The organism is Mesorhizobium sp. LEGMi-168a (assembly GCF_058312955.1).
Genome location: NZ_JBZEGV010000002.1, coordinates 208,061 through 222,262, shown reverse-complemented (window position 1 = coordinate 222,262; position 14,202 = coordinate 208,061). Strand labels below are relative to the sequence as shown.

The window sequence follows — 14,202 nt, the reverse complement described above, 5'->3', positions numbered from 1 at the left end:
GTGTTGAATCATGCGGCCCGGCCGGACATGCCGCCCGATTACCGACCCAGTTCGACATAGATGTCCTCGCCATCCACATGGACTGGAAAGGTTCGCGCCTTCAGCTTTTCGTCGACGAGGCACTTTCCGGACCGGATCTCGAACTCCCATCCATGCCACGCACAGCGAACGAGTTCGCCGGCCCGTTCGTAAACGAATTCGGCCCTATCGGTTTGTTTGGTGGTTCCGCAGACCGGTCCCTCGCAAAGCTGGCCGGCCCGATGCGGGCATATGTTCAGCATGGCGGCGTAGCCGTCATCAAGCTGGAATATACCGACGCCTATGCGGCCGAAAGTGACGATCCTCGGCCGCTCAGCGGTTACCTCGGCGACCTTGCAGGCATAGGTCCAGGAGGGGGCTATCGCTGCCTTCATCACGCAACTCTCGCGGTTGCGACCGGTGCCTCGATGCGCTTGTAGACTTCGAGCGCGTTCAGCCCCATCACCTTCTCGCGCCAGGCCGGTGGTATATGGAGATTGGTCGGCGCGTCGAAGTCCCAATGCGGGTAGTCGGAAGCAAAGAGCAGCGTGTTCTGGCCGTCCATGTGCTCGAGCGTCTCCCAGAGGTGCTTTACGTTCCGCGGCTGCTCGAGCGGCTGGGTGCTGAAGCGGATGTTGCGGCGGCAATATTCCGACGGCAGCATCTTCAGCCATGGCGTCTCCTTGCGCAGCGCCTTGAAGTTGGCATCGAGTCGCCACATCAAAGAAGGCACCCACGAAACGCCGCATTCGATGACGACGAAGTACAGCTCGGGATATTTCTCGAACACGCCGTTGGAGATCATGCTGACCACATGGGTCATCGCCGGCTGGCTGAGCAGCGCATGAGTTTCCCAGTAATAGGCGGTCGGGCCGCTGGCGACGGCATTGTGATTGACCCCGCCCTGGCCGCCAAAATGGATCGCGAAGGGCAGGCCGACCTCCGCGCAGGCCTCGAAAATCGGATGGTAGAATGGATCGCCATAGGGGCGTTGCGAGCCGTGGCTTGCGAGAACTTGGACGATGTCCTTATGTCCGCCGAGACGCCTGATCTCAGCGGCTGCCCCGTGCGGATCGGTGGGAGAGATAATGATCGATCCCTTGAAGCGTCTGTCCTTTGGCAGCCACCAGTCGATCATGTAGTCGTTGTAGGCTCTGACCAGCGCGTTGGCGTAGTGATAGTTGGCCAGCGTCGAGGCTTCAAGCGGCTCGTCAGCCGTGAGGATCGCAACGTCGATGTCGTAGAGATCGAGGTGCTTCTCCTTCATGATCAGGTAGTTGTCTTCCTCGGTCTGCGGCTTGATGTCATGCCGTGAAAACCCCTCGGGATGCAGCCACGGGCGATGCCCATGCGGGAAGCTGCCCGCCGGGCCCGGCTTTTCGCCGCGGATCAGGAAATCGCGCCAGTAGGGATCGAGGTAGGGGAGGAGGACTTCAGCACTGGACCAGTAATTGTGCACGTCCGTGTCGACGATAAACATTGATGCATCACCTGCCGAGGAGGGTTGGATGCACGAACGGTGGACTTTAGCGCTGTCGTCGGCAACGCAATCGCCAGCCGCAGTTTAATCGAAGAAGCCGATTACCCATTGTCTGGCAGGGCAAAAAAGCGTTAGCCGATCGGGGAGCGGCTCGTTCTTTGGTGGCTGGAATGCAGATAGAATTGCTCGATACCTTCCTCGACCTGATCGAGACCCGGAACTTCAACCGGACCGCGGAACGGCTTGGCATCACCCAGTCCACCGTCTCGAGCCGCATTCGCACGCTAGAGACCCTGCTGGAAAAACAACTCTTCATTCGCAACAAGAGCGGGACGGAGCCCACCGCTGCCGGTGTGCGGTTCGAGCAGCATGCGCGCGCCGTGAAGCTCAGATGGTTGGATGCGCGCCGCGAAATCCAGTCGGTCGGCAAGTTCGACCGTCTCATCCGCATCGGCATCCAGTTCGAGCTCTACGAGCGCGTTCTGCAGGAATGGCTGGGCTGGGTAAGGACGACGATGCCCAAGCTGGCGATCTATGTCGAGATCGACTACTCCAACCAGATGATCCTGGACCTCACCACGGGCAGCCTCGATCTCGCCGTCCTCTATTCGCCGCAGCACCTTCCCGACATTCACTATGAGCAGATCGCCGAGGAAAGCTTCGTGATGGTCTCTACGCGCCGCGTGGCCTTCATGGACATCACGCCGGCGGACTACATTCGCGCCAATTATTCCGCATCCTTCAATCGCGCGCACAGACAGATGCTGCCCGAACTGGAGAACAGCCCGGTTTCAACCGGAAATGGTGGCGCTGTCGCCCATCTCCTGAGAAGCCAGGGCGGCACGGCCTTCGTCACCGAGGCGGTCGCGACGAAATTGCGGCAGGAGGAGGTGGCAGAACTCGTCGCCGACGCGCCAAGGATTTCCCATCCAATCTACTCCGCCGTGCACGTGCGGCATCACCACTCCCACACCCATGCCCGCCTGCTCAAGGCGCTCAAGCTGATGACGGTATAGCCGCCGCAGGCGCAGGCGCTATAGATCGATAGCGATGTCGCTTGTCGGCGTGCTGCAGCAGGCGAGGACAAATCCTGCCTCACGCTCGGCATCCGACAGGCCACCCATATCGTTCATGTCCACCTCGCCGCTTGCAAGCACAACCTTGCATGTTCCGCACAGGCCCATACGGCAGGAAGTCTCGACATGGATGCCCGCGGCCTCGGCAAGCTCCAGGATGGTCTCACCCGCGCTGGCCACACGATTGATGCCGCAACGCTGGAAGACAATGCTCCTTGCCTCACCTCCTTGTCCCTCGACCGCTGCGGACCTGAAGGAGCCCGAGGGCGCCGTGCCGAAGGCCTCTTCGAAGATTTCGCTTGCCGGAACCCGAAGCTCCAGAAGATGGCGGCGCATCGCTTCCATGAAAGCCGCGGGCCCGCACAAAAAGGCGGAGCGTTCCGCCGCGTCCGGCACGAGTTCGGCCAGCTTCGCCATGCCAAGCCGGCCGCCCGAGCCAAAGGCGCCAGATGTCAGGCTGCAAACGGTCTCCACCCGCAGTCCAGGCAGACGGGCAAGGCTTCGCAACTCGTTCTGGAAGAGCACATCGTCTGGCGTTCGCGCGCATTGGATGAAGCTGATGTCGAGATCGCTGCCGGCATCGTTCAGCGACCTCAGCATCGACATGAACGGTGTGATGCCGCTGCCGGCGCAGAGAAAAAGGGCCTTCTGGAAGTCACGATCCTCGAGCGTGAACTCGCCGCCGGCTTCACCGATCTCGACCGTCGCGCCCTCGACGAAATGATCGTGGAGGATGCGGGTTGCCTTGCCGTCCCTGGCGGCCTTGATCGTCAGCGCGATGCGCTGCGGACGGGTTGGCGGCGAGGCTATGGTGAAGACGCGGGAAAACTGTTCACCGTTCCAGCTGAAGCGGATGGTGGTGAACTGGCCGGCGAGGAACTTGAAACCCCGCCCGTCGATGCGCTCGAAAACCAGCGTGACGACGTCGCTCGTCTCCTGAATGCGGTCCGTGCAGACACACAGGCGCGATGTATCGAGAAGGGCACCGTTGCCGGCGAAAGCGGGCACGACATTCATGGGTCGTCTCCAAGGCGGGTGATCTGGCCTGCGATAGCAGATCGGAGCGAGTCCATGTCGCATCTCGTTAATCGAGAAAAGCGTTCACAGCTTCGCCTGAACTGATGTCGCGCGGGAGGCGTTGCCGAGGCGATTAGCTGGTCCGGAATTTGCCGTTGCTCCAGTCTGGCGAAACCCGTCCAGGGCGACTAGGTTGCGATCGGCGATGTGTCCAGCCGCGGCAGGCAAGAGGAATGACATATGACGGCGCCTGGCGATTTGATGCAGGCCTTGTTCCTGAGGCTGAAGACCGACGCGTCGCTGTCGGCGCTGCTCGGCGGCGCCGGGCTGCTCGAGCAGGCAAGCGACAAGGCTGCCTTTCCCAACGTGACCTACGGCCGCACCAGCGCCTTCGACCTGGACACCGGCGCCGACAATAACGACGACCAACTCATCACACTGCATGTCTGGTCGAAGGCCCAGGGCGAGGCCGAGACGCGGCTCATCATGGACAGCATCAGGGCGCGCCTCGACGGCGCGGCGCTCTCCATCGGCCCGCGCGGCCAGACGCGCCTGTCGCTGGAATTCGCCGAGGCCCGCTATGACGAGGACCTTGCGGTCCATCACGGGCTGCTGCGCTTTCGTGCGATCACGCAGGAAAGTGCTTGAGGATCGGCCCTAAAGCTGAGCCTGGATGGCGGCCTTGTCGATGACCGACCAGACCTCGCGTATCCGGCCGTCCTGGAACTCATAAAAGACATTCTCGGCGAAGGAGACGCGCTTGCCGTTCACCGGCAGGCCGAACAGCACGCCCTTGGGCCTGCAGTCGAAATGCAGGCGGGCCGCCACCCGCGGCGGTTCTGCAACCAGGAGCTCGATGTTGAAACGCAGATCGGGAATGGCCTGGAAATCGCCTTCCAGCATTCGGCGATAGCCCGACAGCCCGACCGTCTCGCCGTTATATTGCACCTCCCCGCCGACGAAGCGGCCGAGATTGTCCCAGTCCTGTTCGTTGAGACAGGCGATGTAGCCCTTGTAGCGATCGGCAAGGTCCTCACGCGTCATGGCGTTCTCCCGTGGTCGTTCACTTTGGCCACTAACCAGAGCACAACCGCGAACGCGAAAACCGTAGCCGCGCCGGTGATTTTCCGGCTATGAATTCTCGGCCCGGCCTGAGGGAGCCGCGGTAGCGGGATCGCAATCATAGGTCTCGCATTATGGGGGCTTTGCGGGCATGGATTTTTGGCCGTTCACCGTTCATTTCACGTTCAGCACAGATGCGTTAGAACCGTGATCATGAAAACGTTCCGCTCCCATATCCGCACCGCGACGCTGGCGCTTGCCGCAGCCGGCCTTTTTGCGTCGCAGGCGACGGCAATGCCGGTCACCCCGCCTTCGGCCGACGAGCCGATCGTGCTTGCCGCCAGCGACTGCTATGCGATCGGGCAGCAGGTTGCCGCGCAGAATGGCGGCACGCTCGCCAAGGCCTCGCAGTCGACGCGCGGCGGCCAGCCGGTCTGCGTGATCGTCGTGCTGGTGCCCGGCAAGGAGGGCCAGCGCCCGCGCCGTTCCGAGATCGTGGTGCCGCTCAACTGACCCCATCTTCCTTTCCAAGGGCTCCGTTTCCCAGGCCGGCGGAATCGGCCTATACCTCCACCCCTCAACAGGCTCAAAACCATGCGCGTGCTCGTCGTCGAGGATGACAAGGATCTCAACCGGCAGTTGGCGGATGCGCTGGTCGATGCCGGCTATGTCGTCGACCGCGCCTATGACGGCGAGGAGGGGCATTTTCTCGGCGACACCGAGCCCTACGACGCCGTCGTCCTCGATATCGGCCTGCCGCAGATGGACGGCATCAGCGTCGTCGAGCGCTGGCGCCGCGGCGGCCGCAAGATGCCGGTGCTCATCCTGACCGCGCGCGACCGCTGGAGCGACAAGGTGGCCGGCATCGATGCCGGCGCCGACGACTATGTCACCAAGCCTTTCCACATCGAGGAGGTGCTGGCGCGGGTTAGGGCGCTGATCCGCCGCGCCGCCGGCCATGCCTCGTCCGAGCTCACCTGCGGGCCGCTCAGGCTCGACACCAAGGCCTCCAAGGCCGATGTCAACGGCGTGCCGCTGAAGCTCACTTCGCATGAGTTCCGCCTGCTTGCCTATCTGATGCATCATATGGGCGAGGTGGTGTCGCGCACCGAGCTGGTCGAGCACCTCTACGATCAGGATTTCGACCGCGATTCCAACACCATCGAGGTGTTTGTCGGGCGGCTTCGCAAGAAGATGGGCATCGACATGATCGAAACCGTGCGTGGCATGGGCTATCGCATGCGAGAGCCGGAGGCGTAACGCGGAACCGCTCAAGCCAACGATGACAACGTGGCTTTCAAGGCTGCGGCTCTGGCCGCGCTCGCTGACCTTCCGCGTCATCGCCTTCTCGACGATCTGGGCGATTCTGACGCTGGTCGTCATCTTCACCCTCATCACCACGCTTTACCGCCAGGCCAGCGAGCGCGGTTTCGACAGCCTGCTTTCGGCGCATCTGTTCAACCTGATCGGCTCTGTCGGCATCTCCGACAACGGCGCGCTCACCGGCTCGCCCGACCTTGGCGATCTCCGCTTCTCAGAGCCGAATTCGGGCTGGTACTGGTCCGTGGAGCCGGCTTCCGAAGGCGTTCACGGCGAAATCCATTCCTCCTCGATGACCACATCGATCCTGTCGCCGAGCGTCGCCGAGGTGCCCTTCAACGCGAACTTCCAGCGCAGCTACGCGACCGAAGGCATCAAGGGCGAGGAGCTTGACGTCTTCGAGAGCGAGTTCGTGCTTGATGCCAAGAATCGCGCCGCGCGCTTCCGCGTCATGGGCAACCACAGCGAGCTGGAGCAGGAGATCGCGAGCTTCCAGCGCCGCCTGCTCACCTATCTCTCGCTGTTCGGCGTCGGCATGATTGCCATCAACGCCATCGCCATCCTGCTTGGTTTGCAGCCCTTGCGCCGGGTGCGCAATGCGCTGGCGATGGTGCGCGAGGGCACGGCGCAGCGGCTCGACGGACGTTTTCCCGCCGAGATCGAACCCTTGGCCAGCGAGACCAACGCGCTGATCGAGAACAACAAGCGCATCGTCGAGCGATCCCGAACCCAGGTCGGCAATCTCGCCCATTCGCTGAAGACGCCGCTTGCCGTCTTGATCAACGAGGGCCGCGCGCTCGGCGGCGTCAAGGGCCAGCTCATCGCCGAGCAGGCTGCCTCGATGCAGAAGCAGGTCGATCATTATCTGCAGCGCGCCCGCGTCGCCGCCCAGCGCGACAGCGTCGTCTTCCGCACGCCGGTGAAGCCATTGGTCGAGCGCATGGTGCGCGTGCTGCAAAAGCTCAACCCGCAGACGAAGCTGACGCTGTCGCCGCCGGCCGAGATCGTCTTTGCCGGCGAGCGCGAGGATCTTGAGGAATTGCTCGGCAATCTGCTCGACAACGCCATGAAATGGGCGAAGAGCGCGGTCGCGGTTTCGGTTGCGCTCGTTCCGGGAAGCGCCGGCCTCTTTGAAATCGTTATAGAGGATGACGGGCCCGGCATCCCCGAGGCCAGCGCGCGGGAAGTGTTGAAGCGTGGCAAAAGACTCGACGAGACGAAGCCGGGAACGGGGCTCGGGCTTGCCATTGTCGCCGACCTCGTCAACGAGTATGGAGGCGCTCTGGCGCTGGAACGGTCCGGCATGGGCGGCTTGAGGGCGGTGGTGAGATTGCGGAGCCTTCAGTGATGTTTTTTATCGATTTGCGTGCGGCCGGTCGCGGCCAAATTTCCGACAAATATCAACACTATGGGCTCGCTATCCTCCCCGATGGCGCGGCTCCTATTCCATCCCGCTCAAGAGATCCGGTTGTTGCTGGCATGAAGATTCGCGTCGCGCTCGTTTCCGCCCTGATGGCCGTTTCGGGCTGCACCACGCTGGGCAGGAGCGGTCCGACCTCTCCGGTCACGCCCATCGCCACGCCGCCGGCCGGCGGCAAGGTGGGAACCAGCATCGTCGCGGCGATGAATGGCGGGCTCATTGGCGGATCGATTGGTTCGGGTCTGAGCGATGCCGAGAAGCGCAAGGGTCTCGAGGCGGAATACAAGGCGCTGGAATACAACGCCAGCGGCCAGAAGGTGACGTGGAAGGGCGACAGCTCGACCCATTATGGCGAGGTCGTCGCGGCCCAGCCCTACCGGGTCGGCTCGCAGGACTGTCGCCAATACACGCACACCGTTTATACCAGTGGCGCGGGAGTCACTGCGCGCGGCACCGCCTGCCGCAATGCCGACGGCAGCTGGACGCCGCTGACCTAGGCGACAGCCGGCACGATTTTGATATTGATCAAGGTCGGACGGCGCATCTGCCGTCAAAGCGTCGCACGAAGGTCGTGTTGGCAGGGCAGGGCTCTGCCGTTATTGGAATAGCCATGCTGTTCTGGGTCATAGCCGCAATCCTTACGCTGGGCGCCAGCCTGGCGGTGCTTTTGCCGCTGGCCGGTGGAAGGAAAGGCGCGTCTGCGGCCGGCGATCACGACCTCGAAGTCTATCGCGACCAGCTTTCCGAGCTCGACCGCGACATGGCGCGCGGCCTGATCCAGCCGGGCGAAGCGGAAGAAGCCCGCGCCGAGATCGGCCGCCGCATCCTGCGTCTCGGCGCTGCCAGACAGCCGGACGGCGAAGCGCCGCGGCCCACGCGCGCGGCAAGGCTGGTTGCCACCGCCGCCGTGCTGGCGGTGCCGCTGGTGAGCTGGGGGCTTTATGGCGCGCTCGGCTCGCCGGACCTGCCGTCGCAGCCGCTGGCCGAGCGGCTTGCCAAGAACCCGGCCGATTCCTCGGTCGACGAGCTGGTCGCCCGCGCCGAGGCGCACCTTGCCGCCAATCCGTCGGACGGCAAGGGCTGGGACGTGCTGGCGCCGGTCTATCTGCGCCTGCAGCGCTTCCCTGATGCGATAACCGCCTATCGCAACGCCATCCGGCTCGACGGCGACAGCGCCGTCCGGCAAGCGGGTCTCGGCGAGGCGATCGCCAACGCCGCCGGCGGTATCGTCTCTGCCGAGGCTCAAAGTGCCTTCGAGGCCGCCTTGAAGCTCGACCCGGCCAACCCAAAGGCGAGCTTCTATCTGGCGATGGGGCTCGCCCAGGAAGGCAAGAAGGCCGAGGCCGCCGCCGCCTGGCAGAAGATGCTCGGCCAGCTTGCGCCGGATTCGCCCTGGCGCAGCGCTGTCCAACAGGCGCTCGCCGAAACTGAGCCTTCGGTCGCGGCAGCGGCACCAACCAACGGCCCGGATGCTCAAGCTGTCGAGGCGGCGCAGCAGATGTCGCCACAGGACCGGCAGGCGATGATCGAGACCATGGTCGCCGGCCTCGACGACAGGCTGAAGCAAAATCCGCGCGACGAGGAAGGATGGATGCGGCTCATTCGTTCCTATGTCGTGCTCGGCAAGGCCGATCAGGCGCGCGCTGCGCTCGGTCGCGCGGTGGCCGCTTTTGGCGCCGACAGCGAGCAGGCCAAAAAATTCACCGCCTTTGCCGCCTCACTCGGCGTGACGGCGACGGAGTAAGATATGACGCGCAAGCAGAAGCGATTGTCGGTGATCGTAGCGGGGCTCGCCTTCCTGGGCGCTGCGGCCGGGCTCACCTTCTACGCGCTCGGCCAGAAGGCCTCCTATTTCTACATGCCGGCCGATCTCGCCACCGCGACTGTCCAGCCCGGACAGCGTATCCGTCTCGGCGGCCTCGTCGAGAAAGGCACCATCGTGCGCGGGCAGGGGGCCACCGTCGCCTTCTCGGTCACCGACAAGCAGAAGTCGGTCAAGGTCACCTATACCGGCATCCTGCCCGACCTCTTCCGCGAGGATCAGGGCGTCATCACCGAAGGGGCATTCGGCCCGGACGGCGTCTTCGTCGCCGACAGCGTTCTAGCCAAGCATGACGAGCGCTATATGCCGAAGGAAGTCGCCGATGGCCTGAAGGCCAAGGGCGTCTGGCAGGAGAGCAAGAGCGAGTAATCATCATGGTTGAGACCGGACATTTCGCGCTCGTCCTCGCATTCGCGCTGTCGCTGGTGCAGATGCTGGTGCCGCTGGTCGGCGCCCGCACCGGCAATCAGCGACTGATGGCGGTCGGCGGTCCGGTGGCGGTCACCGGCTTTGCGCTCACCGCGCTTTCTTTCGCGGCATTGGCCACCGCCTATGCCGGCTCCGACTTCTCCGTGGCGAGCGTCTGGGAGAACTCTCATTCGCTGCAGCCGATGATCTACAAGATCACCGGCACCTGGGGGAACCACGAAGGCTCGATGCTGCTCTGGGTGCTGATCCTGACCTTTTTCGGCGCGCTTGTCGCCGTCTTCGGCAACAATCTGCCGGCGACACTCAAGGCCAACGTGATCGCCGTGCAAGGCATGATCGGCGCCGCCTTCTTCCTGTTCATCCTGGCGACCTCGAATCCCTTTATCCGGCTGAATCCCGCGCCGATAGAGGGCCGCGACCTCAACCCGATCCTGCAGGATCTCGGCCTCGCCATCCATCCGCCGCTGCTCTATCTCGGCTATGTCGGCTTCTCGATCTGCTTCTCCTTCTCGGTCGCGGCCCTCATCGAGGGCCGCATCGACGCGTCCTGGGCGCGCTGGGTGCGGCCCTGGACGCTGGTCGCCTGGATGTTCCTCACCGGCGGCATCGCCATGGGCTCCTACTGGGCCTATTACGAGCTCGGCTGGGGCGGCTTCTGGTTCTGGGATCCGGTCGAGAACGCCTCCTTCATGCCCTGGCTCGCCGGCACCGCGCTGCTCCACTCTGCGATCGTCATGGAGAAGCGCTCGGCGCTGAAGATCTGGACGCTGCTGCTTGCGATCCTCACCTTCTCGCTGTCGCTGCTCGGCACCTTCCTGGTCCGCTCAGGCGTGCTCACTTCGGTCCATGCCTTCGCCACCGATCCGGCCCGCGGCGTCTTCATTCTCTGCATCCTGACGCTGTTCATCGGCGGCTCGCTGGCGCTGTTCGCGCTGCGTGCGTCGCGGCTGACTACCGGCGGCCTGTTCCACCCGATCTCGCGCGAGGGCGCGCTGGTCCTCAACAACCTCTTCCTCACCACGGCTACCGCGACGGTGTTCGTCGGCACGCTTTACCCGCTGGCGCTCGAAGCCATCACCGGCGGCAAGATCTCGGTCGGCGCGCCCTTCTTCGACCTGACCTTCGGCCCGTTGATGCTGCCGCTGCTCGCCATCGTGCCTTTCGGCCCGCTGCTCGCCTGGAAGCGTGGCGACGTGTTTGCCGCCTCTCAGCGCTTGATGGCGGCCTTCGCGCTGGCGCTGGCCGCGGTACTAGTCACCGGGCTGTTCGTCGACGGCGCTTCGGTCTTCGCCGCGCTCGGCGTCGGCCTCGCGGTCTGGCTGGTCGCCGGCGCGCTCACCGACCTTGCCGTCAAGTCCGGTATCGGCTCGGTCGAGCCGGCCGTCATGCTGAGGCGCTTCGCCGGCCTGCCGCGCTCGGTTTTCGGCACCGCGCTTGCCCATCTCGGCCTGGGGCTCACCCTGCTCGGCATCGTCGGCACGCTGTCCTTCGGCACCGAGAAGATCCTCACCATGCGCCCGGGCGAGACGGTGGAGATGTCGGGCCACACGCTGCGCTTCGAGGGGCTCGTCCCGCGGAAGGGCCCGAACTTCACCGAGGAACGCGGCCGGTTCCAGTTGATCGGCACTGACGGCAATGCCGATGGCGAGATCACGTCCGCCAAGCGGTTCTATCCGGTGCGGCAGACGGTGACGACCGAGTCCGGCATCAGGACGCTGGGTCTCAGCCAGCTTTATCTGTCGCTCGGCGACGAAGGCAGTGACGGCTCCGTCGTCGTGCGCTTGTGGTGGAAGCCGCTGGTGACGCTGATCTGGGGCGGCGGGCTCGTGATGATGGCGGGTGCGGCCATGTCGCTGCTCGACCGCCGCCTGCGCGTCGGCGCACCCGCGAGGCGTCGCAAGCCGGCTGCCGCTGCCGTATCTGCGAGCCCGACATGAAAGCGAAGTTTTCGCTCGCCTCGCTGATCCTGCTGCTGGCCCTGGTCTTCGCCGGCACGGCGCAGGCGGTGAAGCCCGACGAGGTGCTGCCCGATCCTGCGCTGGAGGCGAGGGCGCGCGCGCTTTCAGAAGGTTTGCGCTGCATGGTCTGCCAGAACCAGTCGATCGACGAATCCGACGCCGACCTGGCGCGCGACCTGCGCATCCTGGTGCGCCAGCGCCTGGTAGCCGGCGATACCGACCAGCAGGTGATGGACTACATCGTCTCGCGTTATGGCGAGTTCGTGCTCTTGAAGCCGCGCTTCAGCCTGCGCAACGCGCTTTTGTGGGGAACGCCGGTGCTTCTGCTTTTGGCCGGCGGCATCTTCATCGTGCTGAGCGCCCGTTCGCGCCGCCCCGCACCGGACAGTGCCTTGAGTGCCGAGGAACAGGCGGCGCTGGACAAGATGCTTAGCGATTAGCGCACGAATTGCGGACCTCGGAGATTGGCCGAGACCCTTGTGTCGTCATCCACGGGCGAAGCAAGGAGCGAAGCGACGCGGCGCAGACCCGAGGATCCATTCCGTGACCTCGAGGCGTCGCGGCCGTCCAGAATTTCTGCTCTGCGGCGCCCGTCGGCCAAGGTAACGGAATGGATCCCAGGGTCTCCGCGACGCCGCTTCGCGGCTGCTCCGCCCTGGGATGACAACGCCGCGGGTGCTTCCGCCAAGCCTTCGGTGCTGCGTGCCCTCACACCTTGCCTACGCGCTCGGCCTCTACGGCTTTGACCACTGCGTCGATTTCCGCCATTGCGGCTTCGTAAGGCACCACACGACCCGCCTTTGCGTCGGCTATCCCGCGCTTGATGCCTTCGATCATCTTAGTCTCCCAATCGACTGAGACTCGAATTCGGTTGGTATGGCCTGTGGTCATTTTGAACCTCGTGATCTCACGCATCGTCGCCGATCCCCAACATTACAAAATTTTCATGTACCGGAAATGGCGCCGTAATGTGCGGCCCTCTAATCCTCTTTTCCGAGGATGCTTCGCCTGAGCGCATCCCTTCGAAAGAGGATAGGAAACCCATGAATATTGCCCCCAATTCATATTCCAGCACCCGCAAGCGCCTGATGGCGGCCGTCGCTTCCCTGGCTGTCGTCGGCACGGCTGGCGCGGCCATGCTCGCAACCGGCACCGCCCCTGTGCTGGCCGACGCGGTGCGCGTCGAGGCCCCGCAGGTGCCGAGCTTCGCCGACGTCGTCGAGCATGTCTCGCCGGCGGTCGTCAGCGTCAAGGTCAAGGCCAAGATCCAGCCGACCGCCGATAACGGCTCCGACGACCAGGACGGCTTCGACAACCTGCCCGACAATCCGCAACTGCGCCGCTTCTTTAAGGAGTTCCGCGGCTTCGGCGACCAGGGTGGCCAGCAGTTCGGCATGCGCCCCTTCGGCCATCGCAACCATGGCAATGGCGAGCCGCGCCCGGTCGCGCAAGGGTCGGGCTTCTTCATCTCCGAGGACGGCTATCTCGTCACCAACAACCACGTCGTTTCTGAAGGCTCGGACTTCACCGTCGTCACCAATGACGGCAAGGAGCTTGACGCCAAGCTGATCGGCACCGATCCGCGCACCGACCTCGCCGTGCTGAAGGTCGATGGCGGCGGCAAGTTCACCTATGTCGACTTCGCCGACGATTCCAAGATCCGCATCGGCGACTGGGTGGTGGCCGTCGGCAATCCGTTCGGCCTCGGAGGCACCGTCACCGCGGGCATCGTCTCGGCCCGCGGCCGCGACATCGGCGCCGGCCCCTATGACGACTTCATCCAGATCGACGCTTCGGTCAACCGCGGCAATTCGGGCGGTCCGACCTTCAACCTCAACGGCCAGGTGATCGGCATCAACACCGCCATCTTCTCGCCGTCGGGCGGCAGCGTCGGTATCGCATTCGACATCCCGGCCTCGACCGCCAAGCAGGTCGTGGAAGACCTGATGAAGAACGGCTCCGTCCAGCGCGGCTGGCTCGGCGTCGAGATCCAGCCCGTCACCTCCGACATCGCCGAGTCGCTCGGCCTGAAGTCGGACAAGGGCGCGCTGGTCTCGAGCGCGCAGGACGCCGGTCCGGGCAAGAAAGCCGGCATCACCGCTGGTGACGTCATCACTCAGGTGGACGGCAAGGATGTCGCCTCGCCGAAGGAGCTCGCCCGCGTGATCGGCGCCTATCAGCCCGGCAAGTCGGTCGACGTCACCGTTTGGCGCAACGGCAAGAACGAGACGGTCAAGGTCGATCTCGGCACGCTGCCTTCGAGCGACAAGCAGGCCTCGAACGAAGACAGCAACAAGCAGGCGGCGCCCGCCAAGGCCGATACGCTTGCCGATCTCGGCCTCACCGTCACCAAGTCGGAAAACGGCAAGGGCCTGGTGGTCACCGACGTCGACCCGGACAGCGATGCGGCCGACCGCGGCATCCAGCCCGGCGACGTCATCACCTCGATCAACTCGAACGAGGTGAACACCACCGACGACGTCTCCAAGGCGATGACCGACGCCTCCAGGGCGGGCCGCAAGGCCGTGCTGATGCAGATCACCCGCGACGACGCGAACCGTTTCGTCGCGCTGCCGGTCGGCAAGGGCTGATCTGACAGA

16 protein-coding genes are annotated in these 14,202 nt (G+C 64.2%); 11 read left to right on the top strand and 5 right to left on the bottom strand.

The genetic code is table 11. The features are described 5' to 3' along the window. Window positions 1-38: 38 nt before the first annotated feature. Together AC4FWB_RS04415 and AC4FWB_RS04410 are read right to left on the bottom strand one after the other, a co-directional pair. Window positions 39-413 carry a Rieske (2Fe-2S) protein gene (locus AC4FWB_RS04415; RefSeq protein WP_491024558.1) on the bottom strand — a complete coding sequence of 125 codons (375 nt, stop codon included), beginning with the start codon at window positions 411-413 and terminating at the stop codon, window positions 39-41. Then, the gene (locus AC4FWB_RS04410) at window positions 413-1,498 is read right to left on the bottom strand and encodes an amidohydrolase family protein (RefSeq protein WP_491024557.1); all 1,086 of its coding nucleotides are present in this window, start codon (window positions 1,496-1,498) and stop codon (window positions 413-415) included. Before AC4FWB_RS04410 ends, AC4FWB_RS04415 begins: the two co-directional genes overlap by 1 nt. A 170-nt stretch (window positions 1,499-1,668) precedes the next feature. On the opposite strand from AC4FWB_RS04410, the gene AC4FWB_RS04405 reads away from it, so the two are divergent. Continuing rightward, window positions 1,669-2,514, top strand: coding sequence for a LysR family transcriptional regulator (locus AC4FWB_RS04405; RefSeq protein ID WP_491024556.1), 846 nt, complete (start codon window positions 1,669-1,671; stop codon window positions 2,512-2,514). An 18-nt stretch (window positions 2,515-2,532) separates the two neighbouring features. On the opposite strand, the gene AC4FWB_RS04400 is transcribed toward AC4FWB_RS04405, so the two are convergent. After that, window positions 2,533-3,591, bottom strand: coding sequence for a flavin reductase family protein (locus tag AC4FWB_RS04400; RefSeq protein WP_491024555.1), 1,059 nt, complete (start codon window positions 3,589-3,591; stop codon window positions 2,533-2,535). Window positions 3,592-3,831: 240 nt separating this feature from the next. On the opposite strand from AC4FWB_RS04400, the gene AC4FWB_RS04395 reads away from it, so the two are divergent. Continuing rightward, window positions 3,832-4,239 (top strand): tail completion protein gp17, encoded by a 408-nt coding sequence (locus AC4FWB_RS04395; RefSeq protein ID WP_491024554.1) that lies wholly within the window; start codon window positions 3,832-3,834, stop codon window positions 4,237-4,239. A 9-nt stretch (window positions 4,240-4,248) separates the two neighbouring features. Here AC4FWB_RS04395 and AC4FWB_RS04390 read toward each other — a convergent pair whose 3' ends face one another. Beyond that, entirely contained in the window at window positions 4,249-4,635 is a 387-nt protein-coding gene (locus AC4FWB_RS04390) for an ester cyclase (RefSeq protein ID WP_491024553.1), read from the bottom strand. A 231-nt stretch (window positions 4,636-4,866) separates the two neighbouring features. Between AC4FWB_RS04390 and AC4FWB_RS04385 the strand changes: the two genes are divergently transcribed. From AC4FWB_RS04385 to AC4FWB_RS04350, 8 genes are all read left to right on the top strand, one after another. Continuing rightward, window positions 4,867-5,166: a hypothetical protein gene (locus AC4FWB_RS04385; protein ID WP_491024552.1), complete on the top strand. Its 300-nt coding sequence runs from the start codon at window positions 4,867-4,869 to the stop codon at window positions 5,164-5,166. Window positions 5,167-5,247: 81 nt separating this feature from the next. Beyond that, complete coding sequence (locus AC4FWB_RS04380; RefSeq protein WP_041002188.1) at window positions 5,248-5,913, top strand: response regulator transcription factor; 666 nt, start codon at window positions 5,248-5,250, stop codon at window positions 5,911-5,913. Window positions 5,914-5,935: 22 nt separating this feature from the next. Beyond that, on the top strand, window positions 5,936-7,321 hold the full coding sequence (locus AC4FWB_RS04375; RefSeq protein ID WP_491024551.1) for an ATP-binding protein: 1,386 nt from the start codon (window positions 5,936-5,938) through the stop codon (window positions 7,319-7,321). After that, window positions 7,321-7,890 (top strand): RT0821/Lpp0805 family surface protein, encoded by a 570-nt coding sequence (locus tag AC4FWB_RS04370; RefSeq protein ID WP_491024550.1) that lies wholly within the window; start codon window positions 7,321-7,323, stop codon window positions 7,888-7,890. The genes AC4FWB_RS04375 and AC4FWB_RS04370 overlap by 1 nt, the downstream gene beginning before the upstream one ends. Before the next feature lie 113 nt (window positions 7,891-8,003). Then, window positions 8,004-9,137 carry a c-type cytochrome biogenesis protein CcmI gene (gene ccmI / locus AC4FWB_RS04365; RefSeq protein WP_491024549.1) on the top strand — a complete coding sequence of 378 codons (1,134 nt, stop codon included), beginning with the start codon at window positions 8,004-8,006 and terminating at the stop codon, window positions 9,135-9,137. 3 nt (window positions 9,138-9,140) lie between these two features. Further along, the gene (gene ccmE / locus AC4FWB_RS04360; protein WP_491024548.1) at window positions 9,141-9,584 is read left to right on the top strand and encodes a cytochrome c maturation protein CcmE; all 444 of its coding nucleotides are present in this window, start codon (window positions 9,141-9,143) and stop codon (window positions 9,582-9,584) included. A gap of 5 nt (window positions 9,585-9,589) precedes the next feature. Then, window positions 9,590-11,581: a heme lyase CcmF/NrfE family subunit gene (locus AC4FWB_RS04355; RefSeq protein ID WP_491024547.1), complete on the top strand. Its 1,992-nt coding sequence runs from the start codon at window positions 9,590-9,592 to the stop codon at window positions 11,579-11,581. Beyond that, complete coding sequence (locus tag AC4FWB_RS04350) at window positions 11,578-12,042, top strand: cytochrome c-type biogenesis protein (protein WP_491024546.1); 465 nt, start codon at window positions 11,578-11,580, stop codon at window positions 12,040-12,042. Before AC4FWB_RS04355 ends, AC4FWB_RS04350 begins: the two co-directional genes overlap by 4 nt. A 268-nt stretch (window positions 12,043-12,310) precedes the next feature. Here the strand turns inward: AC4FWB_RS04350 and AC4FWB_RS04345 are convergent, their stop codons facing one another. After that, window positions 12,311-12,439, bottom strand: a complete 129-nt coding sequence (locus AC4FWB_RS04345; RefSeq protein ID WP_491024545.1) for a hypothetical protein — start codon at window positions 12,437-12,439, stop codon at window positions 12,311-12,313. Window positions 12,440-12,645: 206 nt separating this feature from the next. Between AC4FWB_RS04345 and AC4FWB_RS04340 the strand changes: the two genes are divergently transcribed. Then, window positions 12,646-14,193, top strand: a complete 1,548-nt coding sequence (locus AC4FWB_RS04340; protein ID WP_491024544.1) for a Do family serine endopeptidase — start codon at window positions 12,646-12,648, stop codon at window positions 14,191-14,193. The last annotated feature ends 9 nt before the right edge of the window (window positions 14,194-14,202 follow it).

Coding starts and splice junctions, on each gene's coding strand:
- AC4FWB_RS04415 (WP_491024558.1), bottom strand. CDS start 413: ATGAAGGCAGCGATAGCCCCCTCCTGGACCTATGCCTGCAAGGTCGCC.
- AC4FWB_RS04410 (WP_491024557.1), bottom strand. CDS start 1,498: ATGTTTATCGTCGACACGGACGTGCACAATTACTGGTCCAGTGCTGAA.
- AC4FWB_RS04405 (WP_491024556.1), top strand. CDS start 1,669: ATGCAGATAGAATTGCTCGATACCTTCCTCGACCTGATCGAGACCCGG.
- AC4FWB_RS04400 (WP_491024555.1), bottom strand. CDS start 3,591: ATGAATGTCGTGCCCGCTTTCGCCGGCAACGGTGCCCTTCTCGATACA.
- AC4FWB_RS04395 (WP_491024554.1), top strand. CDS start 3,832: ATGACGGCGCCTGGCGATTTGATGCAGGCCTTGTTCCTGAGGCTGAAG.
- AC4FWB_RS04390 (WP_491024553.1), bottom strand. CDS start 4,635: ATGACGCGTGAGGACCTTGCCGATCGCTACAAGGGCTACATCGCCTGT.
- AC4FWB_RS04385 (WP_491024552.1), top strand. CDS start 4,867: ATGAAAACGTTCCGCTCCCATATCCGCACCGCGACGCTGGCGCTTGCC.
- AC4FWB_RS04380 (WP_041002188.1), top strand. CDS start 5,248: ATGCGCGTGCTCGTCGTCGAGGATGACAAGGATCTCAACCGGCAGTTG.
- AC4FWB_RS04375 (WP_491024551.1), top strand. CDS start 5,936: ATGACAACGTGGCTTTCAAGGCTGCGGCTCTGGCCGCGCTCGCTGACC.
- AC4FWB_RS04370 (WP_491024550.1), top strand. CDS start 7,321: ATGTTTTTTATCGATTTGCGTGCGGCCGGTCGCGGCCAAATTTCCGAC.
- ccmI (WP_491024549.1), top strand. CDS start 8,004: ATGCTGTTCTGGGTCATAGCCGCAATCCTTACGCTGGGCGCCAGCCTG.
- ccmE (WP_491024548.1), top strand. CDS start 9,141: ATGACGCGCAAGCAGAAGCGATTGTCGGTGATCGTAGCGGGGCTCGCC.
- AC4FWB_RS04355 (WP_491024547.1), top strand. CDS start 9,590: ATGGTTGAGACCGGACATTTCGCGCTCGTCCTCGCATTCGCGCTGTCG.
- AC4FWB_RS04350 (WP_491024546.1), top strand. CDS start 11,578: ATGAAAGCGAAGTTTTCGCTCGCCTCGCTGATCCTGCTGCTGGCCCTG.
- AC4FWB_RS04345 (WP_491024545.1), bottom strand. CDS start 12,439: ATGATCGAAGGCATCAAGCGCGGGATAGCCGACGCAAAGGCGGGTCGT.
- AC4FWB_RS04340 (WP_491024544.1), top strand. CDS start 12,646: ATGAATATTGCCCCCAATTCATATTCCAGCACCCGCAAGCGCCTGATG.